The organism is Streptomyces sp. KM273126, from assembly GCF_004337435.2.
In the GTDB taxonomy this organism is placed as follows: domain Bacteria; phylum Actinomycetota; class Actinomycetes; order Streptomycetales; family Streptomycetaceae; genus Streptomyces; species Streptomyces acidicola.
The window spans coordinates 997,839-1,018,447 of record NZ_SJXB02000002.1 but is presented as its reverse complement, the minus strand read 5'-3'; the positions used below and the strand labels follow the sequence as shown (position 1 = coordinate 1,018,447).

The 20,609-nt window shown below is 72.4% G+C and carries 14 protein-coding genes and 1 tRNA gene; 8 read left to right on the top strand and 7 right to left on the bottom strand.

Features of this window, described 5'->3' with window-relative positions; all coding sequences use genetic code 11:
• Window positions 1–43: 43 nt before the first annotated feature.
• The 3 genes from E0500_RS35050 to E0500_RS35040 form a co-directional block, all read right to left on the bottom strand.
• Complete coding sequence (locus E0500_RS35050; RefSeq protein WP_131564851.1) at window positions 44–730, bottom strand: histidine phosphatase family protein; 687 nt, start codon at window positions 728–730, stop codon at window positions 44–46.
• Between the two features lie 198 nt (window positions 731–928).
• Entirely contained in the window at window positions 929–1,717 is a 789-nt protein-coding gene (locus E0500_RS35045; protein ID WP_131564849.1) for a ferritin-like domain-containing protein, read from the bottom strand.
• Window positions 1,718–1,952: 235 nt separating this feature from the next.
• The gene (locus E0500_RS35040) at window positions 1,953–3,008 is read right to left on the bottom strand and encodes an LLM class F420-dependent oxidoreductase (protein ID WP_131564847.1); all 1,056 of its coding nucleotides are present in this window, start codon (window positions 3,006–3,008) and stop codon (window positions 1,953–1,955) included.
• 527 nt (window positions 3,009–3,535) lie between these two features.
• Here E0500_RS35040 and E0500_RS35035 point away from each other — a divergent pair.
• Both E0500_RS35035 and E0500_RS35030 read left to right on the top strand, forming a co-directional pair.
• Window positions 3,536–4,519, top strand: coding sequence for an aldo/keto reductase (locus tag E0500_RS35035; protein WP_131565632.1), 984 nt, complete (start codon window positions 3,536–3,538; stop codon window positions 4,517–4,519).
• Complete coding sequence (locus E0500_RS35030; RefSeq protein WP_131565630.1) at window positions 4,516–6,777, top strand: helix-hairpin-helix domain-containing protein; 2,262 nt, start codon at window positions 4,516–4,518, stop codon at window positions 6,775–6,777. The genes E0500_RS35035 and E0500_RS35030 overlap by 4 nt, the downstream gene beginning before the upstream one ends.
• Before the next feature lie 104 nt (window positions 6,778–6,881).
• Here E0500_RS35030 and E0500_RS35025 read toward each other — a convergent pair whose 3' ends face one another.
• Window positions 6,882–7,568, bottom strand: a complete 687-nt coding sequence (locus E0500_RS35025; RefSeq protein WP_131565628.1) for a hypothetical protein — start codon at window positions 7,566–7,568, stop codon at window positions 6,882–6,884.
• A 47-nt stretch (window positions 7,569–7,615) separates the two neighbouring features.
• Here E0500_RS35025 and E0500_RS35020 point away from each other — a divergent pair, with 47 nt between their 5' ends.
• Entirely contained in the window at window positions 7,616–7,804 is a 189-nt protein-coding gene (locus tag E0500_RS35020; protein WP_131565626.1) for a DUF5703 family protein, read from the top strand.
• 68 nt (window positions 7,805–7,872) lie between these two features.
• Here E0500_RS35020 and E0500_RS45205 read toward each other — a convergent pair whose 3' ends face one another.
• From E0500_RS45205 to E0500_RS35005, 3 genes are all read right to left on the bottom strand, one after another.
• A complete protein-coding gene (locus E0500_RS45205; protein ID WP_131565624.1) occupies window positions 7,873–8,664 on the bottom strand; it encodes a chaplin in 792 nt (263 codons plus the stop codon).
• A gap of 144 nt (window positions 8,665–8,808) precedes the next feature.
• On the bottom strand, window positions 8,809–9,042 hold the full coding sequence (gene chpH / locus E0500_RS35010) for a chaplin ChpH (RefSeq protein ID WP_131565621.1): 234 nt from the start codon (window positions 9,040–9,042) through the stop codon (window positions 8,809–8,811).
• Between the two features lie 142 nt (window positions 9,043–9,184).
• Window positions 9,185–10,510, bottom strand: a complete 1,326-nt coding sequence (locus E0500_RS35005; RefSeq protein ID WP_131565619.1) for a M20/M25/M40 family metallo-hydrolase — start codon at window positions 10,508–10,510, stop codon at window positions 9,185–9,187.
• 188 nt (window positions 10,511–10,698) lie between these two features.
• Here E0500_RS35005 and E0500_RS35000 point away from each other — a divergent pair.
• From E0500_RS35000 to E0500_RS34980, 5 genes are all read left to right on the top strand, one after another.
• Window positions 10,699–10,783: transfer RNA gene (locus E0500_RS35000), tRNA-Leu, on the top strand.
• Between the two features lie 278 nt (window positions 10,784–11,061).
• Window positions 11,062–14,943 carry a Pls/PosA family non-ribosomal peptide synthetase gene (locus tag E0500_RS34995; protein WP_131565617.1) on the top strand — a complete coding sequence of 1,294 codons (3,882 nt, stop codon included), beginning with the start codon at window positions 11,062–11,064 and terminating at the stop codon, window positions 14,941–14,943.
• A gap of 110 nt (window positions 14,944–15,053) precedes the next feature.
• Window positions 15,054–16,433 (top strand): M1 family metallopeptidase, encoded by a 1,380-nt coding sequence (locus E0500_RS34990; RefSeq protein ID WP_131565614.1) that lies wholly within the window; start codon window positions 15,054–15,056, stop codon window positions 16,431–16,433.
• A 106-nt stretch (window positions 16,434–16,539) separates the two neighbouring features.
• Entirely contained in the window at window positions 16,540–16,863 is a 324-nt protein-coding gene (locus tag E0500_RS34985; RefSeq protein ID WP_131565612.1) for a trypco2 family protein, read from the top strand.
• A 34-nt stretch (window positions 16,864–16,897) separates the two neighbouring features.
• Window positions 16,898–20,539 (top strand): trypsin-like peptidase domain-containing protein, encoded by a 3,642-nt coding sequence (locus tag E0500_RS34980; RefSeq protein ID WP_181587336.1) that lies wholly within the window; start codon window positions 16,898–16,900, stop codon window positions 20,537–20,539.
• Window positions 20,540–20,609 lie beyond the last annotated feature (70 nt).

Sequence of the window (20,609 nt, the reverse complement as noted above, 5' to 3'; positions counted from 1 at the left end):
GTGCGGTACCGCTGCGACCGCTTCACCCTACTGCGGTTGACGATCACGGTGCGCCCGCATCACCCCCGACCGGAGCGTCGGGGCTCGGCGGCTCCTCCCGGGGGGCAAGTGACGCGAAATCCCCGGTGTCACCGAGGCGAACGAGAAACGGCCGCAGCCGCGTGTAGCGGATCGCGGTGATGGAGCACGGTTCCACGGAGACCCTCTGGAAGAGGTCGAGATGGAGTCCGAGCGCGTCCGCCACGAGGGACTTGATGATGTCGCCGTGAGAGCACATGACGTACACGGCGTCGGCGCCGTGATCGCGCTCCACGCGCGCGTTCCACTCGCGTACGGCCGCGACGGCACGGTCCTGCATCGCCCGCATCGACTCGCCGCCGGGGAACACGGCCGCCGAGGGATACGCCTGGACGACCTGCATCAGCGGCTCGTCGTTGAGCTCGGCGAGCTTGCGGCCGGACCAGTCGCCGTAGTGGGCCTCTCCGATGCGTTCGTCGGTGTGCGGGCTGAGTTCGGGGCGGGCGTCGAGGAGTGGCTGGATCGTCTCCTGGCAGCGCTGCAGCGGGCTGGTGACGACCTCGGAGATCGGCAGCCCGGCGAGGCGCCCGGGCAGCGCGGCGGCCTGCGCGGCGCCGCGTTCGTCCAGGGCGACGCCGGGCGTCCAGCCGGCGAGCACCCCCGAGGTGTTGGCGGTGGACCGTCCGTGCCGGACGAGGATCAACGTGGGCATGCCGCCCAGCGTAAGCGTCCGACGAGGTACGCCGGCCACCATTACGGCGGGACCGCTGCGGCACGGCCCCGCGGCGGTGCACCACTACGTGGACTACGTGGACTACGTGGACAGGGACGTGGCGGGCGGGCTGGAGACCCCACCGGGAGGAGTGCGTGGAGCGGTACTCGTGCTCCACGCGCGCGTGCCGTCCGGGCGCTACGCGAACTCGGCGGACGCGGTCGCCGGTCCGCCGAGGGCGTCGCGGCGCTCGGGCATCTTCAGGGAGACCATGCGGCGCCAGCCGCCGAGCCGCTCGTACAGGTAGACGGCGTGGATGCCGGCGGCGAGGGCGGCGGCCTTGGCCTTCGGCCAGCCGAGGATGCGGCCCATGCCTGCCATCACGGCGAGGCTGACGTCCCGGTAGATGCGGATCTCGGCGCGGGCGCACTCGCGGAGGGTGCGCTGGATCATGCGGCCGTGGCCCGCGGTCGCGAAGCGCAGCAGCTCCTCGTGGCAGTAAGCGAGGTGGTTGTCCTCGTCGTTGGAGATCATCCTGACCGCGCGCCCGATGTCGGGGTGGTCGGCGAAGTACTTGCGGAGGAGCTGCATCTCCTCGGAGGCCCGCTGTTCGGTGACCCTGCTGTGAGCCAGGTAGGTGACGATGTCCTCGACGGTGAGCGGCTGGTCGCTCTTGAGTTTCTCGTGGGCGAGGCCGATGCCGCTCTGTTCCAGGAGCATGGTGTAGTCGGTGGCCGGCGGGACCTCGACGGGTTCGAGGCCGCGCTTCTTCATGAGGGCGTTGAAGATGCGCCCGTGCTTGTCCTCGTCGGCGCCGTGGCGGCTGATCTTGGGTGCGAGCGCGCGCTCGCTCTGCGGGACGAGCGCGGCGATGCGGGCGTTCTCCCAGCCTCCCTGCGACTCCCCGCTGGCGGCGATGGAACAGAACAGCCGGAACGACTCGTCGTTGTCGAGGATCTCCTTGAACAGACTCTTGGCCGAAAGCATCTGAGGCACCTCTCTGCAGGGTTCCGCAAGGAACGAGTCAAATGCGGTGACAGGGGTGCGGCAACATGTGTGTCGGACAAATCCGCCGAACGGCGGGCGGGCGGGCTCCGAAGGGGCCCGTAACCAAGCGGTGTGATGAAGCGTTGTGTCCCGTGACGGCCGTGGCGGGGAAGACCCCCCGAGCCCCCACCACGGCCGCGGAAACCTTTCCCTCCGCGGTTGTGCGAGCCCCGGGCTATGCGAGCCCGGACCGCTCCAGGGCTTCGGAGCCGGCCCGGAGCGAGGCGATCCGCTCCTCCAGCGTGAAGCCGGCGGGCGCGAGTGTGAGTGTGGTGACCCCGGCCTCGGCGTAGGCCTTCATGCGGTCGGCGATGCGGTCGACGGAGCCGAGCAGCGTGGTCTGGTCGATCAGTTCGTGCGGGACGGCCGCCGCCGCACCCGTCTTGTCGCCGGCCAGGTACTTGTCCTGGATCTCGGCGGCCTCCTTCTCGTAGCCCATGCGCTGGGCGAGTTGGTTGTAGAAGTTCTGCTTGCGGCTGCCCATGCCGCCGACGTACAGCGCGGTGTAGGGGCGGAAGGTGTCGGCGAGGGCTGTCACGTCCTTGTCGTCGCCGGAGGCGAGGGGCAGCGTCGGGCAGACGTCGAAGCCGTCGAGGGTCTTGCCCGCCTTCTCCCGGCCCGCACGCAGGTGGGTGATCGCGGTCTCTTCGAGGTGGGCGGCGGACGGGAAGATGAGGAGGGCCCCGTCGGCGATCTCACCGGTCTGCTCAAGGTTCTTCGGTCCGATGGCGGCGATGTAGAGCGGGATGTGCTCGCGCTGCGGGTGCACGGTCAGCTTGATGGGCTTGCCCGGGCCGCCGGGCAGGGGCAGGGTCCAGTGCTCGCCCTCGTACGAGAGCCGCTCGCGGGTCATCGCCCTGCGGATGATCTCGACGTACTCGCGGGTGCGGGCGAGGGGCTTGTCGAACTTCACTCCGTACCAGCCCTCGGAGACCTGGGGTCCGGAGACGCCGAGGCCGAGGCGGAAGCGGCCGCCGGATAGGGAGTCGAGAGTGGCTGCGGTCATCGCGGTCATCGCGGGCTGGCGGGCCGGGATCTGGAAGATGGCGGAGCCGACGTCGATGCGGTCGGTCTGGGCGGCGACCCAGCTGAGTACGGTGGCCGCGTCCGAGCCGTACGCCTCGGCGGCCCAGCACACGGCGTAGCCGAGCCGGTCGGCTTCCTGGGCTACGGCGAGATTGTCCGCGTCCATTCCGGCGCCCCAGTAGCCGAGGTTGATCCCGAGCTGCATGGCCTTCCCCTTACTGATCAGTAACGTCCCTTGTGGCGTCGAGATTAGCGTGAGGGGGCGTTGGTGGGGAGCGGGGTCGGGGGCGGCTCTCGGTGCATTTCTGCGGGACGGGTGCCGGGTGGGTGCCGGGTGGGTTTTCTCGCCCCCGCCGCCCCTACCCGTCCCATCCTCCAGGGGCTCCGCCCCTTCAACCCCGGCCATGGGGCTGCGCCCCGTGGAACCCCTGGCTTCGGGGCTCCGCCCCGGAAACGTTTCGTGGGCCGGCCCCCGCACCCCGCTCCTCAAACGCCGGAGGGGCTGGATTGTGCGGGCGGGGCCGGATTTCCAGCCCGTCCGGCGTTTGAGGACAAGGCCGTTCAGGCCGGTGGACCTCACAGCCCACCCGCGCGTGACCCGCCCGCCCCTGCCCACCAACGGGGGTCTGGGGGCGGCAGCCCCCAGCGAACCACCTCGCGGAGGCGGGCCTGCGGAAATCGGTTGTCCACAGGCTTCCCACGTGGCGAGTTCCGGACAGTAGTGTCGCGTTCATGGAGCAGAGGCATCTCGGCCGTACCGGCCTGCGTGTGTCCCGGATCGGGCTCGGCACCCTGACCTGGGGACGTGACACGGACGAGCACGACGCCGCGGACATGCTGAAGGTGTTCTGGGAGGCGGGCGGCACCCTTGTCGACACGGCGGACGTGTACGGGGATGGGGAGTCCGAGTATCTGCTCGGGCAGCTCGTGGAGGGGCTCGTGCCACGGCGGGACCTGATCATCTCGACCAAGGCGGGCAGCGTACCGGACCCCGACCGCCGCTTCGACGGCTCACGCGGCCATCTGCTCTCGGCGCTCGACGCCTCCCTGGCCCGCCTCGGCACGGACTACGTGGACCTGTGGCACGTGCACGCCTACGACGCCGGCACCCCGCTGGAGGAGACCCTCCACGCACTCGACCTGGCGGTCAGCAGCGGACGGGCTCGGTATGCCGGGGTGTCCAACTTCTGCGGGTGGCAGCTCGCGAAGGCCGCCACATGGCAGCTCGCGGCCCCGGGCATACGCACGCGGCTGGCCAGTACGCAGATGGAGTACTCGCTGCTCCAGCGCGGCGTGGAGCGTGAGGTGCTCCCCGCGGCTCTGGACCTGGGCGTCGGCCTGCTGCCGTCCTCACCGCTCGGCCGCGGCGTCCTCACGGGCAAGTACCGCCACTCCACGCCCGCCGACTCACGGGGCGCCTCGGAGCACCTGGCCCCGTTCGTCGCGCCGTACCTCGACGAGACGGCGAGCAGCATCGTGGACGCGGTGCAGACGGCGGCGGACGGTCTTGCCACGACCCCGCTCCAGGTGGCCCTCGCCTGGGTCCGCGACCGTCCCGGTGTGGCCGCCCCGATCGTCGGCGCGCGCAACGCGCGGCAGCTCACGGCGGCGTTGTCAGTGGAGGCCCTTACTCTTCCTGACGAGATCTGCAGGGCTCTCGACGATGTGTCGGCGCCCCTGCACCGCTATCCCGATCACGACTGGAGCACGCTGTGAGCACGGAGCCCGAACCCACGGAGACGGCCGAGCCGGGGCACCCGGGCGACGAGAACGGACCCGAGAGCGGAACGGACGCCCCCGAGGGCGCCACGGACGCGACCCAGGGGGGTGCGGAGGCGGCCGGGGCCGAAGGCGGCGCCGCGTCCGACCGGTCCGAGGCCGAGGCCGAGTTGGCGGCCCAGCAGGTCGAGCGGGAGCGGATCGAGCGTCGGAAGGCCGAGAAGGCGGCACCGGTCGAGAGCGGGGGCAGGCTCACTGGCGCGGCCGCCGACCTCCTCGCGGCCGTACGGGCCGTGGAGGGCGGGCAGAAGCCCGCGTCCCCGGTGTTCAGCGGGCCGGAGCCCGCACCGCGCAGGCCCGCGGCCGAGCCGGTTCGGCGCCCACAGCCCACGGCACCCGTGACACCCCCGGCCCCTGCGGGTCCCGCTCGCGAGACGGTCGAGGCCGTGCACGCCGTACTGACCGAGGGCGGCGCCCCCCAGACCCTCGCACCGCAGGTCGCCGCCGTGCTCGGCGAGGGCGCGGCGGGTGAACTGCGCGCGGACCCCTGGCAGTTGCTGCGGGTCACCGGCGTGCGGCCCGAGCAGGCCGACGGCTTCGCGCGGGCGCTGCTCGGTGCGGAGTGCGGCCCCGATGACGAGCGGCGGGCCCGGGCGGTCACCGTCTGGCTCCTGGAGCAGGCGGCGCTCGCGGGGCACACGGCCCTGGAGATCCCTGCCCTGACCGCCGCGCTCAGCCGGCGCTCGGTGCCGGACCCGGACGCGGCCGTGCAGAGCAGCATCGCGGAGGGCGACGCCCTGGTCTTCCAGGACGCCCTCGACTCGGCCGCCCCAGCCCCGGCCCCGGCCCAGGAGAGCGAGGGCGAGGAGACGGAGGAGCGCCCGGTCCGCGTCCTGCTCGGCCTGGAGCAGTACGCCCTCGCGGAGGAAAGCCTCGCCGACGGACTGGCCCGGGTGATCAACTCGGTGCCCAAGGAGGACGGTTCGGCCGCCGGATGGGAGCAGGCCGCCGCCTCGGCCACACGCTCCGCGGCGGAGCTGATCGGCGCGGTCGCCGGGCACGGCCTGGTCCTGCACACCGGCGGCGAGGCATCCCGCGCGGAGCCCGCGGCCCTGGTCGCCGCCGCGCGCGCACTCGGTCTGCGCGCGTACGCGGCCACGCACGGCACGGACGGCCGACGGAGGTTCGCGGCACTGCTCGCCGACGTGACCACGGGTGCGGTGGCCGGGAGTGAGCGGCAAGGTCAGGACGGACCCGGTGCGCAGCAGGGTGAGCGGAGCGTCCTTGACGACGCCCTCGCAGCGGTGGTGACCGTTGCCGGGCTCCTGTCCGGTGCCGAAGGACCCGGGCGGGACGTGGACGGGGCGCTGGACCTCGATCTCCTCGTCGTGCTCGACGCCCCGCAGCTCGACGTGGAGGCCGCGGCCGTGCTCGCCGAGTCGCTGCCCGACGGGGCGCGGCTGGTGTTCAGCGGCGATCCAGGGGTGCTGTGGTCCGCGGGGCCGGGGCGGGTCTTCGCGGACCTGCTCACCGCCCGGGTCTGCCCTCAGGTCACCTCGCGCACGCCCGACCCGGGTCCCATCGGCGAGCTGGTCTCCGGGATCGGGATCGGCGAGCTGAACCAGGTCGAGGCGCCCGGCAAGGAGGTCGTGATCGTGCCGGTGCGGGACGCCGGTGAGGCGGTCCACCGGACCGTGCAGCTCGTCGCGGACTCGGTGCCGCGGGCGATCGGGGTCCCGGCCGAGCAGACGCAGGTGATCACGCCGGGCCACGGCGGCGCGGCCGGTACACGCGCGCTGAACGCCGCCCTGAAGGAGCGGCTGAACCCTGGTCCGGGCCGCTTCGGCGGCTTCGACCCCGGCGACCGCGTCGCCTACTCCCCCACGCCGGGCCATACGGTGCCGGGCCGCGTCGTGAAGGCCGACGCCGACGGGCTGCACCTGGAGTGTGCGGGCGCCCCCGTCGTCGTACCGAAGGAGCGGGTGGAGCAGTCGGTGCGGCACGGGTGGGCGCTGACCGCGCACCAGGCCGTGGGGCAGCGGTGGCCGGCCGCGGTGGTCGTGCTGCCCGGTGACGCCGCCCAGGCCCTGAGCCGGCCCTGGGTCTACACGGCCTTCGGCCGGGCCGAGCGCCATCTGTCCGTGGTGCACGGTGTGGAGCAGGCGCTGCCCCAGGCTGTGGCCGAGGTCCTGGCCAAGCCCCGTACGACCCGTCTGCCCGCCCTGCTCAAGGCGCAGGTCCCGGCGGCCGGTTGAGCCACGCGAGGCGCGTGGCCGCCGCCCTCGCCAAAGGAAGGTGGCGGTCACCTGCTGTCAGGTGACCGCCACCGCACCGTGCTCGTCGCCGTGACCGGAGGGGCTCAGCGATCGGCGTCCAGGGGCTCCAGGTCCTCGTCGTCGTCCAGTTCGGATTCGGGGACGAGCTCGTCGTCCAGGTCGTCGCCGTCGTCCTCTTCGAAGCTGGTGCTGGCGTCGAAGCGGCAGATGACCCGGTCCTCGTCGGGCTGCTCGAAGGGGGCCTCCAGCCATTCGCCGGGCTCGGTCGGCGCGTCCAGCGCCGTCACCCAGAGCGTGGAATCGCCCTCCTCCAGTCCGAACTCCTTGTGCCGTGAGGCGATCTCGTCGGCCTCGAACTCGCCGAACACGATGTCCAGGGCATGAGCCGTGCCGAGGGAGTCGGCGGATCCGCCGGCTCCGTTCCGGTCCTCCTCCACGGCCTCCACGCGCTGTGCCTGTGCCAGCAGCCGCTGGGGCTCCGCCACGGTGTAGTCCCTGCGGATCAGGACGCTGATGGCCTCCGGCTCGGGTCCCGCGTAGGGCGGCACCGTGCCGGGGATCTCGAAGGGCGTGACCTCGTCGTAACGGTCGTAGAGCAGTTCGTCGTACTCCTCGGCGGCCGCGGCCAGCTCGTTGAACGCCTCGTAGACGGCCGGGTCGTCCTCACCCGTCCTCCGCTCGACCGCGGCCAGGTGACGGTCGAGCGCGGTCTTGACCGCCTCGGCGGCGGCACGTACCTCGGCAGCGGTGGGCTGCGCAGCATCAGACATAGTGCAGACGCTATCCGTACCGGGCCTCTGCCCGCACAATAGATGCGATGCCGGAATACGAATTTGTCGACGTGTACGTACCGCGCGGGGTCTCCCGCAAGGAAGCCACGCGTCTGCTGACGGACCACGCCGAGTACGGTCACTGGGAGCTGGATCGCCTCAGCCTGCTGCACGACGGCAGCCGCAGGGTGCGGTTGCGCCGGCGGATCATCCGCCAGGTGCGCGCCACGTGGTGAGGGCGGGCGACTGAACCGGAGCGGGACCCGCCGGTGCGGGGCCCGCTCCGTTGCACACGCCACGGGGGCTACGAGGTCGCCCGTACCTTGCGGTAGAGCAGCGCGCCGCCGAGGATCGCGCCCGCGCTGACGGGCAGCGCGAGGCCGAGGGGCAGCTCACTGCCGGTCTGGGCGAGCTGCTCGACGCCCTCGGGCTGGGTGACGGTCCGTGTGCCCGGGTTGTTCGGTCGGCCGGGCTTGCCGGGTTCATCAGGCTGTCCGGGCTCCCCCGGCTTGCCCGGCTGCTCCGGGTTTCCGGGCTCCCCCGGGTGCTCCGGGTTCCCGGGGTGCCCAGGCTCCCCCGGCTTGCCCGGCGGGTTCTCGTGGCCGCCGCCCGGAGGGGTGTGGTGGCTCCCGCCCGAGCCGTTGTCACACTCGTTGCCCGTCGTCGCGTTGCCGATGCCGCCGACGTTCACGCTGTTGCCGCAGACGTTGACCGGCACGTCCACCGGCACCTGGACGTTGTTTCCGGAGCCCACGCCGGGCGAACCGGCGGCGTCCCCGTCGGCCTGGGCACCGTGCCCGGACCCGCTCTGCGAGCCGCCGCCCTGGCCGCCGTGGTGCGAGCCGCTGTCGCCGCTCTTGTTGGCGCACTTGTTGCCCACCGACGGGTTGAGCGCCCCCACGACGTTCACCGTGTTGCCGCAGACGTTGACCGGGGCGTGCACCGGTACCTGCACCGAGTTGCCCGACAGCACGCCGGGCGAGTTGGTGGCGGAGCCGTGGGCTCCGGAGTCGGCGCTCGCATAGCCGCCGGTCGCGGCGATGACGCCCGTCGCCGCCGCCACGGTCATCAGGCCCTTGCGGGTGACCTGTCGCATTGCTGAATTCCCTGCCTTCGACGCTTCGACGTTGTCCTGGACCTTGCGGAAAACCCGTCGGCCCCGGAGTGCATGGCGTGCACTCCGGGGCCGACGGACTCAGACCCTCATGGGGTGAGGCCCCTCACGGGGTGAGGCACAACGTCACTTGTTGATGCAGGTGTTGCCGAAGGTGGGGTTCAGCAGCCCGATCACCGAGATCGTGTTGCCGCAGAAGTTCACGGGGACGTGAACGGGCGCCTGAACAACGTTGCCGGACAGAACACCCGGAGAGCCCACGGCAGCACCCTGAGCACCCGAGTCGGCAACCGCCAGGCCCGCACCCGCGAGAACCAGTCCGCCAGTGGCAGCGGCAGCAGCGACGACCTTCTTGATCATTAATTCCTCCTTGTTGGCAAAGCGACTCCAATCAGCGAGTCACATCACCTGTAACGAGGAGGATGTAATCGAGCTACGAGCTTATGGTCGCATTCACCCGACCCGGTCGATCCCCGTACACCCTGCCGAATACCGGGGTCGGTCAGGACGCGTCGATGAAACGGTCCAGGACGCGCACCCCGAACTTCAGCCCGTCCACGGGCACCCGCTCGTCGACACCGTGGAACATGCCCGCGAAGTCCAGCTCCGGCGGCAGTTGCAGCGGAGCGAAGCCGAAGCAGCGGATGCCGAGGTCGTCGAAGGACTTGGCGTCGGTGCCACCGGAGAGCATGTACGGCACCGCACGGGCGATCGGGTCCTCGGCCCCCAGCGCGCTCTGCATGGCGTCGACCAGCTTGCCGTCGAAGCCGGTCTCCAGGGCCTTGTCCGCGTGCACGTCCTCACGCTTCACGCGCGGGCCGAGGATCCGGTCGAGGTCGGCGAGGAACTCCTCCTCGTATCCGGGCAGGAAGCGCCCGTCGACATGCGCGGTGGCCTGACCCGGGATGACGTTGACCTTGTAGCCGGCGCCGAGCATGGTGGGCGTCGCGGAGTTCCTGAGCGTCGCGCCCACCATCTTGGCGATGCCGCCGAGCTTGACGAGGGTCTCGTCCATGTTCTCGGGGTCGAGTTCGGTGCCGAGCGCGTCGGAGAGCTCGTCGAGGAAGGACCGCACGGTCTTGGTGACGCGGACCGGCCACGTGTGGCGCCCCAGCCGCCCGACGGCCTCGCACAGCTCGGTGATGGCGTTGTCGGTGTTGGTCATGGAACCGTGCCCGGCCGTGCCGTCCACGGTGAGCCGCATCCAGTGGATGCCCTTCTGGGCCGTCTCCACCAGGTACAGGCGCAGCTTCTCGTTCACGGTGAAGGAGAACCCGCCGACCTCGCCGATCGCCTCGGTCACGCCCTCGAACAGGTCGGGGTGCTGCCGCACGAGGTGCTTCGCGCCGTACGTCCCGCCCGCCTCCTCGTCGGCGAGGAACGCGAGGACGATGTCCCGCGGGGGCTTGCGCCCGCTGCGCAGCCGGTCCCGGACGACCGCCAGCGTCATGGCGTCCATGTCCTTCATGTCGACGGCGCCGCGCCCCCACACGCACCCGTCCGCGATCTCGCCGGAGAAGGGGTCGTAGGTCCAGTCGTCCGCGTTGGCCGGTACGACGTCGGTGTGGCCGTGGATGAGGAGCGCGGGCCGTGACGGGTCCTCGCCCTCGATGCGGGCCACCGTGGAGGCACGGCCCGGGTGCGACTCGATGATCTTCGGGTCGAGCCCCACCTCGGCGAGCTTCTCGGCGACGTACTCGGCGGCCTTGCGCTCGCCGGGACCCGAGTGGTCGCCGTAGTTGCTGGTGTCGATCCGGATCAGCTCACGGCAGAGGTCCACGACCTCGTCCTCGCCGGTGACGTACCTGGTCGTGTCCGTGTCGCTCACGCTGCTTCCTCCCGCTGTCACTGCCGGTGTACCTCCCTCATACTCTCTCCGCGCACCCGTCCGCCCCAAGACCGGGCCCGGCCCGTCACACACCGTTCACGCGGGGACGGGCTGTGATCAGGGGCCCTCGAAAGCCTGGTAGTGTTTTCTCTGTCGCCGCGGGGGAAACCCCGCACGACAGACACCTTGTCCGGGTGGCGGAATGGCAGACGCGCTAGCTTGAGGTGCTAGTGCCCTTTATCGGGCGTGGGGGTTCAAGTCCCCCCTCGGACACTCTCACAGCAGGGGCCGTGACCATCGGGTCGCGGCCCTTTCTCGTTACCTCGGTGAAATGTGGGGTACATCTCCCCGTGCCGGAAAAGTCCCAGGTCACGATGGTTGGCCCGCACTCGCGTGTCGTGTCGTGGATGCCGCTGCTTGGCCGACAGGACAGGCCGGATTTCCCCGCGCACTAGAGTATTGGGCTTGTTCGGCGCCGGAACGGAACATCCCAGGCACCCCTGCGGTCCGTCGGCGCCCCCGGATCGTCCGGGTCGAGACGCGAGGATCCGATGGCGGCCGTACACGAAACACCTGCACTCACGCTGCTCGACGACGGGCCGGGTGACGGGTTCGGCACCGTGGCGCGCTTCGTCGCCGGACCCGCCCCCGCCCCCCGCACCCTCGTCGACGTCCTCGATGCCTCCGTGCGGTCGCATCCGAACGAGCCCGCCCTGGACGACGGTGTCAGCTGTCTGACGTACCGCGCCCTGGCCGGCGAGGTGGAGGGCCTGCGCCGGCGGCTGGCCGCTGCCGGGGTGGGGCTCGGTGACCGCGTCGGGGTGCGGGTGCCGTCGGGCACGAATGATCTGTACGTGGCGATCCTGGCCGTTCTCGCCGTGGGTGCGGCCTATGTGCCGGTGGACGCCGAGGACCCGGACGAGCGGGCCGAGCTGGTGTTCGGGGAGGCCGGGGTGCGGGCCGTCGTCGGGGCCGGGCACGAGCTGACCGTGCACGGGCGGAGCGAGACCCCGGCCGCCCGGCCCCGTATCGAGCACGACGCCTGGATCATCTTCACCTCCGGGTCCACCGGGAAGCCCAAGGGTGTGGCCGTGAGCCACCGCAGTGCCGCGGCCTTCGTGGACGCCGAGGCCGCGCTGTTCCTGACCGAGGAGCCGATCGGGCCCGGTGACCGGGTCATGGCCGGGTTGTCCGTGGCCTTCGACGCCTCCTGCGAGGAGATGTGGCTGGCCTGGCGGTACGGGGCCTGTCTGGTGCCCGTGCCGCGCTCGCAGGTGCGCAGCGGGGCCGATCTGGGGCCCTGGCTGGTCGAGCAGGAGATCACCGTGGTGTCCACGGTGCCCACGCTCGCCGCGCTGTGGGAGCCCGAGACCCTCAACGACGTGCGGTTGCTGATCTTCGGTGGGGAGGCGTGCCCGCCCGAGCTGGTCCAGCGGCTGGTGACCGAGGGGCGCGAGGTGTGGAACACCTACGGGCCCACCGAGGCGACCGTCGTCGCCTGCGCCTCGCTCATGAGCGGGGAGGAGCCCGTCCGGATCGGGCTGCCCCTGGGCGGGTGGGAGCTGGCCGTCGTCGACGAGGCCGGGGAACTCGTTCCCATGGGCGGCAGCGGGCAACTCGTGATCGGCGGGGTGGGGCTCGCCCGGTATCTCGACGCCGAGAAGGACGCGGAGAAGTACGCCCCGCTGAAGTCGCTGGGGTGGGAGCGCGCCTACCGCAGTGGCGATCTCGTGCGCGCCGACGCCGAGGGGCTCGTCTTCCTCGGGCGGGCCGACGAGCAGATCAAGCTCGGCGGGCGGCGGATCGAGCTCGGCGAGGTGGACGCGGCCCTGCAGGCGCTGCCCGGTGTCGCGGGTGCGGCCGCGGCCGTGCGGACGGCCCGTAGCGGCAATCAGCTGCTCGTCGGCTACGTCGTCACCCAGGACGGATGGGATCACGCCGCCGCTGTCGAGAAGCTGCGGGCCGAGCTGCCCGCCGCGCTCGTGCCGCTGCTCGCGCCGGTCGCCGACCTGCCGACCCGCACCTCCGGCAAGGTCGACCGGAACGCTCTGCCCTGGCCGCTGGAGGGACTGGAGATCGGGGGGCCGGCCGAGGAGTTGTACGGGACCGAGGCCTGGCTCGCCGAGCAGTGGGCGGAGGTCCTCGGGATTCCGGTCGGCAGTGCCTCCGACGACTTCTTCGCCATCGGCGGCGGCAGTCTCGCCGCCGCCCAGCTCACCACCAGGCTGCGCGGCCGCTATCCCTCCGCGGCCGTCCTCGACATCTACCAGCACCCGACGCTGCGCAAGCTCGCCCGGCACCTGGAGGAGTCCGCGCAGGACGACGGCTCCCGGCGGGCGGTCGAGCCGGTGCCGGTGCGGGCCGGTGTGCTGCAACTCCTGCTGCTCGTCCCGCTGTTCACGCTGCTCGGGCTGCGCTGGATGGTTCCGCTGGCCGCCCTCGGGAACGTGCTCGGGGCGACGGGGTCGTACGCCTGGCTGCCGACCGCTCCCTGGTGGGCCGTGGCGGCCGGGGCTGTGCTGTTCTTCAGTCCGCCGGGGCGGCTGGCCGTCGCCGCCGGCGGGGCGCGGCTGTTGCTGCGCGGGGTGACGCCGGGCCGGTACGCGCGTGGCGGGAGCGTGCATCTGAGGCTGTGGACGGCCGAGCGGCTCACCGAGTTCAGTGGTGCGGCCTCGCTCACCGGGTCCTGGCTGGAGCGGTACGCCCGTGCGCTGGGCGCCAAGGTGGGGCCCGAGGCGGATCTGCACTCGCTGCCGCCGGTGACCGGGATGCTCAAGCTCGGGCGGGGTGCGGCCGTGGAGTCCGAGGTGGATCTGTCGGGCCACTGGCTGGACGGTGACCGGCTGGAGATCGGGCCGGTCAAGGTGGGTGCCGGTGCGGTGGTCGGGACGCGGAGCATGCTGTTCCCGGGCGCGCGTGTGGGCAAGCGGGCCGAGGTCGCGCCGGGGTCCGCCGTCGTCGGGCAGGTCCCCACCGGGCAGCGCTGGGCCGGGGCGCCCGCCGTGAAGCTCGGCAAGGCCAAGCGGAACTGGCCGAAGGAGCGGCCGGCCAGGGGCGTGTTCTGGCGGGCGCTGTACGGCGTGACGGGTGTGGGGCTGATAGCGCTGCCCCTGCTCGCCGGACTCGCCGCGCTGCTGACGGTGAGCCTGTTCGTGGCGCCGGACGCCGGGCTCGGCGAGGCGCTGCGGGGCGCGGTGCTCGCGCTGGTTCCGGCGACGCTGGCCTTCGGGGTGGTGTACGCGCTGCTGCTGCTCGTCGCCGTACGGCTGCTGAGCCTGGGGCTGCGCGAGGGGACGCATCCCACGCACAGCAGGGTCGGCTGGCAGGCCTGGACGGTCACGCAGCTGATGGACCGCTCCCGGGAGATGCTGTTCCCGCTGTATGCGGGGCTGGTCACGCCGGTGTGGCTGCGGCTGCTCGGGATGCGGGTCGGGCGGGGTGCCGAGGTTTCCACCGTGCTCGCGCTGCCCAGCCTGACCACGGTCGGCGAAGGGGCGTTCCTCGCGGACGACACGCTGACCGCGCCGTACGAGCTGGGCGGCGGCTGGCTGCGGATCGGGCGGGCGGAGATCGGGCGCCGGGCGTTCCTCGGGAACTCGGGGATGACCGCGCCGGGGCGCAGCGTGCCGGACGGCGGGCTGGTCGGCGTGCTGTCGGCGACGCCGAAGAAGGCGAAGAAGGGCAGCTCGTATCTGGGGCTGCCGCCGGTCAGGCTGCCCCGCAACGCGGCGGGCGGTGACCAGAGCCGGACGTACGAGCCCCCGGCCCGGCTGCTGTGGGCGCGCGGTCTGGTGGAACTGTGCCGGGTCGTGCCCGTGCTGTGCTCGGCCGCGCTGGCCGTGCTGACGGTGGCGGCGCTCAGTGCGCTGGGCGGCTGGGCGTGGCTGTTGTGCGGGGTGGTGCTGCTCGCGGTGGGTGCGGCCGGGTGTGTGCTGGCCGTGGTCGCCAAGTGGGCGCTCGTGGGGCGGCACCGCAGCGGTGAGCATCCGCTGTGGAGTGCCTTCGTGTGGCGCAACGAGCTCGCCGACACGTTCGTCGAGGTGGTGGCCGTGCCGTGGCTGGCCGCGTCCGTGCCGGGTACGCCCCTGATGAACCTGTGGCTGCGCGGGCTCGGCGCCCGGATCGGCAGGGGCGTGTGGGTGGAGAGCTACTGGCTGCCGGAGAGCGATCTGGTGACGCTCGGCGACGGGGCGACGGTGAACAGGGGCTGTGTGCTCCAGACCCACCTCTTCCATGACCGGATCTTGCGGACGGATACTGTGGTCCTCCGTGAGGGCGCCACGCTGGGCCCGGGCGGAATCGTCCTCCCCGGCAGCACCGTCGGGGCCCGTACGACGCTGGGGCCGGCGTCCCTGGTCATGGCCGCGGAGTCGGTACCCGACGGCACGCGCTGGCTGGGCAACCCGATCGAGGCATGGCGTCGGCAGGCATGACTTCGGTGAACATGGTGCCGGCGGGCACGGCGTCGCCGGGCGTGGCCTCCACGGCCTCGGGTGGGGACGATGGACGTCGTACGAGAGCAGCGCAGGGAGCAGACGCAGCAGTGGCGGTTCAGCAGTCAGTGGGTCCGGACCCGTACTTCCCGGCCAACGGCGATCCCCGTTACCGGGTGCACCGGTACGAGCTCGCGCTGGACTACCGTCCCGGGCCGAACCGGCTGGCGGGGACGGCCCGGATCAACGCGATAGCGGGGCGTGCCGCGCTCACCGAGTTCCAGCTGAACCTCGCCGACTTCAAGATCGGCCGGGTGAAGGTGGACGGCCGGGCGCCGCACTACACGCACCGGGGCGGCAAGCTGCGCATCCGGCCCGCGAAGCCGGTGCGCGCCGGGGCCGCGTTCACCGTCGAGGTCCACTGGTCGGGCAACCCCAGGCCCGTGAGCAGTCCCTGGGGCGGGCTCGGCTGGGAGGAGCTCGCGGACGGGGCGCTGGTGGCCAGCCAGCCGGTCGGGGCGCCGTCCTGGTACCCGTGCAACGACCGCCCCGCCGACAAGGCGTCGTACCAGATCTCGGTCACCACTCCGTCCGCGTACCAGGTGGTGGCCGGTGGGCGGCTGCTGACCCGTACGACGAAGGCGTCCACGACGACGTGGGTGTACGAGCAGTCGGCGCCGACGTCGAGCTATCTGGTGGGGCTGTCGATCGGGAAGTACCAGGCGGTGCTGCTGGGCGACCCGGGACTGGGCGGCGTTCCGCAGCACGGGCACATTCCGGCGAGTCTTCTGCCCGAGTTCTCGCGTGACTTCGCGCGGCAGCCCGCGATGATGGAGCTGTTCCAGGAGCTGTTCGGGCCGTATCCGTTCGGAAGTTACGCCGTGGTGGTCACCGAGGAGGAGCTCGACGTCCCCGTGGAGGCCCAGGGGTTGTCGGTGTTCGGCGCCAACCACGTGGACGGGGCGCGGGGTTCGGAGCGGCTCATCGCGCATGAGCTGGCGCACCAGTGGTTCGGCAACAGCGTGTCCCTCGCCGACTGGCGGCACATATGGCTGAACGAGGGGTTCGCGAAGTACGCCGAGTGGCTGTGGTCGGAGCGCTCGGGTGGTCGTACGGCCCAGCAACTCGCCGCCGCCGCCCACCGGTTGCTGTCCTCGCTGCCGCAGGACCTGCGCCTGGCCGACCCCGGCCGCAAGCTGATGTTCGACGACCGGCTCTACCAGCGCGGCGGGCTCGTCCTGCACGCCGTCCGCTGTGCGCTGGGCGACGACGTGTTCTTCCGGATGCTGCGCGGCTGGGCCTCGACGCACCGGGGCGGCGCGGTCACCACGGCGGCCTTCCAGACGCATGTGGCGAGGTACGCGAGCGAGCCGCTGGACGACCTGTTCGCGTCCTGGCTGCGCGAGACGGCGCTGCCTCCGCTGCCCTCACCCGGTCCGGCGATCCCGGCGCGACCGCCGTACCCTCCCTCGAACACGGGCTCGGCGTAGCGCCCGGCGGTGTTCGACTCACCGCGCGGACGAGGGAGTTCCAGCAGACACGGTGTCATCATGGACGGTGTTCAGGATGCTGTAGTCGAGTCACGGGGGTCGTCGTATGGGCAGTGAGAGCGGGGCCGTTGCCGGTGGGCTGGCCGAGACCATCGAGGCGTTGCGGGCGGAACTGACGGCGGCGATGGCGCGGGGCAGCGGCGAGCCGCTGCAGTTCGAACTCGGGCAGGTGGATGTCGAGTTGGCGCTCGCCATCACGCGGGAAGGTTCGGGGAGCGGTGGGCTGCGCTTCGGCGTGGTGTCGTTCGGAGCGGCGGGGAAGGCCGCGTCGGAGACGACTCACCGGCTGTCGCTCACACTCAACCCGGTTTCGGCGGGCGGCGACGGTCCCGTGCGGGTGACCGCGGACGTCGACGGCGAGCCGCGCTGAGCAGGATGGCGCAGGTTCTGAGGGGGACCGAACCGTGTCGTTGACTGCTCAGCGCGTCGCGGAGATCTACAACCCGCGAGCCCGCGTGGCGGGTTCGGGATGGTTCGTCACGCCGCAGCTGGTGCTCACGGTGTGGCACGCGGCTGTGGGCAGCACTCCGGCCGACGAGCCCGCGCCGGGCGCGCCACCACCGCGCCGCCCCCTGTCGCCGGCGGTGCTGGACGAATTGGCCCGTGGCCACGAGCCGTGCCGGGTACGGGCGCTGGCGGACGCCTCCGCCGGCCGGCCGTTCCGGGACGCCGTGGCCGTGTGGTGGCGGCCCGAGTGCGATGTGGCGCTGCTGTTGGTCACCGAGGACGCCGACCATCCGGCACCGCCTGCCGGATGGTCGACGACGTACTGGGCCGACCTCGCCTCCGCCGACCCGGTCGAGGTCACCGCCGTCGGATTCCCCGACCACGACGTGGTGGGCAGGGTGCGAGAGTCGCGACAGTTCAGCGGCGTCGTGCATCCGCTGTCGGGGGTGCGGTCCGGGCACTGGGTCATCTCGACCGGCGCGCTCGCACGGCGGACGCCCGGTAGCGGCTGGGCGGGAATGTCCGGTGCGGCGCTGTTCGCCGGGGACCGGCTGGTGGGGCTCGTCACCGCCGACGCGGGTGGCGCGTCCGGGCCCGTCGCCGAGCTGCGGGCCGTGCCCGCTCGGGCGTTCGCGGACGATCCGCTGCTGGCGGAGTGGATCCGATGGGCCGGCGGGGCGGGCGCCTGGGGGTACGGGCGGATGGGGCCGCCGGAGCGGCAGCAGGGCCGGACCGACTCCGGTGATGGCACGGGGCACCCGGGCAAGCCCGGTCCCCGCATCAGATCGCCGAAGCTGCTGCTGGGCAGCGCGGCACGTACGTGGCCCCTGAGGCGCCACCGTCCGCTGCTGCCGCCCGAGTTGCTCGCCGCCGCGCCCGCACCCGACGAGGTACGCGACCGGGGCGGCCTCACCTACCGCGCCGCCGAGCCCGGCGAACTCGCTCGTGTCTATACCCAGCAGCGGCTCGGCACCACCGCCGACCGGGACGCCGAGGCCCCGGCCGGGCCCCTGCGGGTCACCGGGCAGCCGGTGTCCGTGGAGCGTCTCCTCACCGATCCGACCGTCCGCCACATCGTCGTCACCGGCGAGGCGGGCGTCGGCAAGTCCAGCCTGCTGGAATACGTGGAGGACACCGCCTGGCAGTGGTGGCGGACGGCGACGCGGGCGGGCGGGCGGGACGGAGCGCCGTTCGGGCCGCTGCTCCCCTTGCGGATCGCCGCGCGCGAACTGGTCGGGCACGACTCGATCGCGTCGGCCGTGAGGCCAGAGGTGCGAGCGCTGCTGGACGCGGGCCCGCCGGTCCCCGGCTCCCGGGTGCTGGTGCTGGTGGACGCGCTCGACGAGGTGACCGGACCCGAGGACTGGCGGCAGGTGATGGCGGTCCTGCTGGCCACAGCCCGGCAGGGCGCCGGCGGGCCCGGTATGGAACGCCGACTGATGCTGTCCGCGCGCAGCCTGCACGACAGCGCCTGGCGCGGCCTCGTCGGCGCCGGGGCCACGGAGTTCCGGCTGCAGGCGTTCACTGTCGAGCAGTTGCGCCGATTCGTGATGGCACATCAGACAGGCGGTGGGGAACGTCTGCTGGACCCCGGGATCCGCGAACGGGCCGCAGCACGGGCCGACGAGTTCCTGGCGTATGTGCGGGGCAACGGCATGCTCGACCTGGTGCGGCTCCCCCTGCTCGCGCATCTCGCCGTCGGTCAGTACTTCGACCCGGCCGGCGAGCGGCGCGTGCAGGCCCGCAGGGTCGACCTGTACGCCCGCGCCGTGGCGGAGTTCCTCGGCCGCTTCCCGCAGCGGCAGAGCCCGTACGAACCGTACGTGCGGGACCGCGTCGAGGAGTTGCTCGGCCGGCTGCGGGAGCGGCATGCCCGGGAGGCACCGCGGCACGCCGCGGTCACCGCCGCCCTGCGCGGCTTCCTCGGTGACCTTGCCGACACGTATCTGCGGCACGGCACACCGGTGGTCGAGGCCGCCACGGAGCTGCTGGCCGACCCGGCCGACGGGGACCCGTACCGGCACCGGGCGGTGACCGCACTGCTCGAAGCCACCGGACTGGTCGTCGACGTCCATACGGCACATCCCCGTTTCCTGCACCGCACGTTCGCCGAGTACCTGGCCGCAAAACACCTCCGGGACCGCTACGGCACCGATCCCGTCACCTGGGGCGACGCCCTCTCCGACGCCGACACCCGCATCGCCGCCCTGTTCGCCTTCGACCGGCATCCGGCCGACGTGCAGCGCGGGATCGCAAGCCGGCTGGCCGCCGATCCCGAACGGGTCGAACAGGCCGCGTCGTTGCTGGCGGAGGGCATGTGCGACGACGAGACACGCGGCCGGGTCCTGGATCTGCTGTGGCGGCCCCCCGACCAGCGGGAGGACGAGACACTTCCGGTCGTCCGGAACTGGCAGCAGACCCACACCGCGCTCGCTCATCTGCCGCAGCAACGGCGCCGGCTGCACGACATGGCGACCGATCCCGGCTCGGTGCCCGTCGACCGGATCAACGCCGCGGCGGCGCTGGCCGGTCACGACCCGCGCGGCACGGACCTGCTGCGCGCCTTCGCCCACGACGGCTCGTACCCGCTGGAACTGCGGATCGCCGCGGCCTGGTACCTGGCTCACGTCGACCGGAAGTCGGGCACGGAGTTGCTCACCCGCTTCGCGGACGACGCCCCCTCCCGCCACTGCGCCCTGGCCGCCGCCCGGCTCGCCGACCACGACACCTCCGCGGGTACGTCCCGGCTGCGCGCCCTGGTCGCGGACCCGCGCTGCCCCGATCTGGCGAAGGTCGACGCGGCCATCGGGCTGTGCGCCCACGACCGTACGGCCGGTACCGACTGGCTGCGGCGGTTCGCCGCCGACCGGGGCTTCTTCGCGGACTGCCGGGTGTACGCGGCCGACGCGCTCGCCCGCGCGGCCGAGGACGGCGATCAGACCCGGACCGAGGCGACCCTGCTCCTCGAACGTATCGCCCGCGACGAACGGGTCGACACCCGCTACCGTGTCGAAGCGGCACACCGGCTCGCCCGCTACCGGGCCGATGCGGGCACGCTCATCCTGCGCGACTTCGCCGACGGCGCCCTGGCCGGCCGGTACACCTGCGACGCCGCGGTACTGCTCGCGCAGCACGATCGTGCGGAAGGAATCCGCGCCCTGGGTGCGATCGCCCGCGCCGTCGGCCAGGAGCCACAGCACCGGCTGCGCGCGGCGCTTGAGCTCGCCCATTACGAACCGACCGATGGCGAAGCCCAGTTGGCCGTCCTGGCCGGAGAGCCCGGCTGGGACGAAGGCCCGCGCATCCGGGCGGCCGCGCTCCTCGCCGGCCGCAACCGGGAGGCGGGGCTGCCCCTCCTGCGGTCGTACGCAGCCGAGTTGACGGACGAGGCCCGCGTGGTCGCCGCGCACGCCCTGGCGGAGGTGGACCGGGAGGAGGGGCTGCGACTGCTGAGGGAACTGGCCGAGTCACCGGACGCTGGGCGTTCCGTACGGGTACGTGCGGCCAACGCGATGGGCGACTTCGACCCGCGGCTGAAGGAGGCGACGCTGCGTCAGCTCGGGGTGGACATCAAACCCGGTGGCTGGTTCTCCCTCTGACCAGCTGCTGGTACGGCAGGTGACACCTGCGACAGAATGTGTCCGGACGGTGGCCAACGGTGGAAGCTCA

What these genes read in the sequence shown, in the direction of transcription:
- E0500_RS35050 (WP_131564851.1), bottom strand. Translation starts at nt 730, where the DNA reads ATGCCCACGTTGATCCTCGTCCGGCACGGACGGTCCACCGCCAACACC.
- E0500_RS35045 (WP_131564849.1), bottom strand. Translation starts at nt 1,717, where the DNA reads ATGCTTTCGGCCAAGAGTCTGTTCAAGGAGATCCTCGACAACGACGAG.
- E0500_RS35040 (WP_131564847.1), bottom strand. Translation starts at nt 3,008, where the DNA reads ATGCAGCTCGGGATCAACCTCGGCTACTGGGGCGCCGGAATGGACGCG.
- E0500_RS35035 (WP_131565632.1), top strand. Translation starts at nt 3,536, where the DNA reads ATGGAGCAGAGGCATCTCGGCCGTACCGGCCTGCGTGTGTCCCGGATC.
- E0500_RS35025 (WP_131565628.1), bottom strand. Translation starts at nt 7,568, where the DNA reads ATGTCTGATGCTGCGCAGCCCACCGCTGCCGAGGTACGTGCCGCCGCC.
- E0500_RS35020 (WP_131565626.1), top strand. Translation starts at nt 7,616, where the DNA reads ATGCCGGAATACGAATTTGTCGACGTGTACGTACCGCGCGGGGTCTCC.
- E0500_RS45205 (WP_131565624.1), bottom strand. Translation starts at nt 8,664, where the DNA reads ATGCGACAGGTCACCCGCAAGGGCCTGATGACCGTGGCGGCGGCGACG.
- chpH (WP_131565621.1), bottom strand. Translation starts at nt 9,042, where the DNA reads ATGATCAAGAAGGTCGTCGCTGCTGCCGCTGCCACTGGCGGACTGGTT.
- E0500_RS34995 (WP_131565617.1), top strand. Translation starts at nt 11,062, where the DNA reads ATGGCGGCCGTACACGAAACACCTGCACTCACGCTGCTCGACGACGGG.
- E0500_RS34985 (WP_131565612.1), top strand. Translation starts at nt 16,540, where the DNA reads ATGGGCAGTGAGAGCGGGGCCGTTGCCGGTGGGCTGGCCGAGACCATC.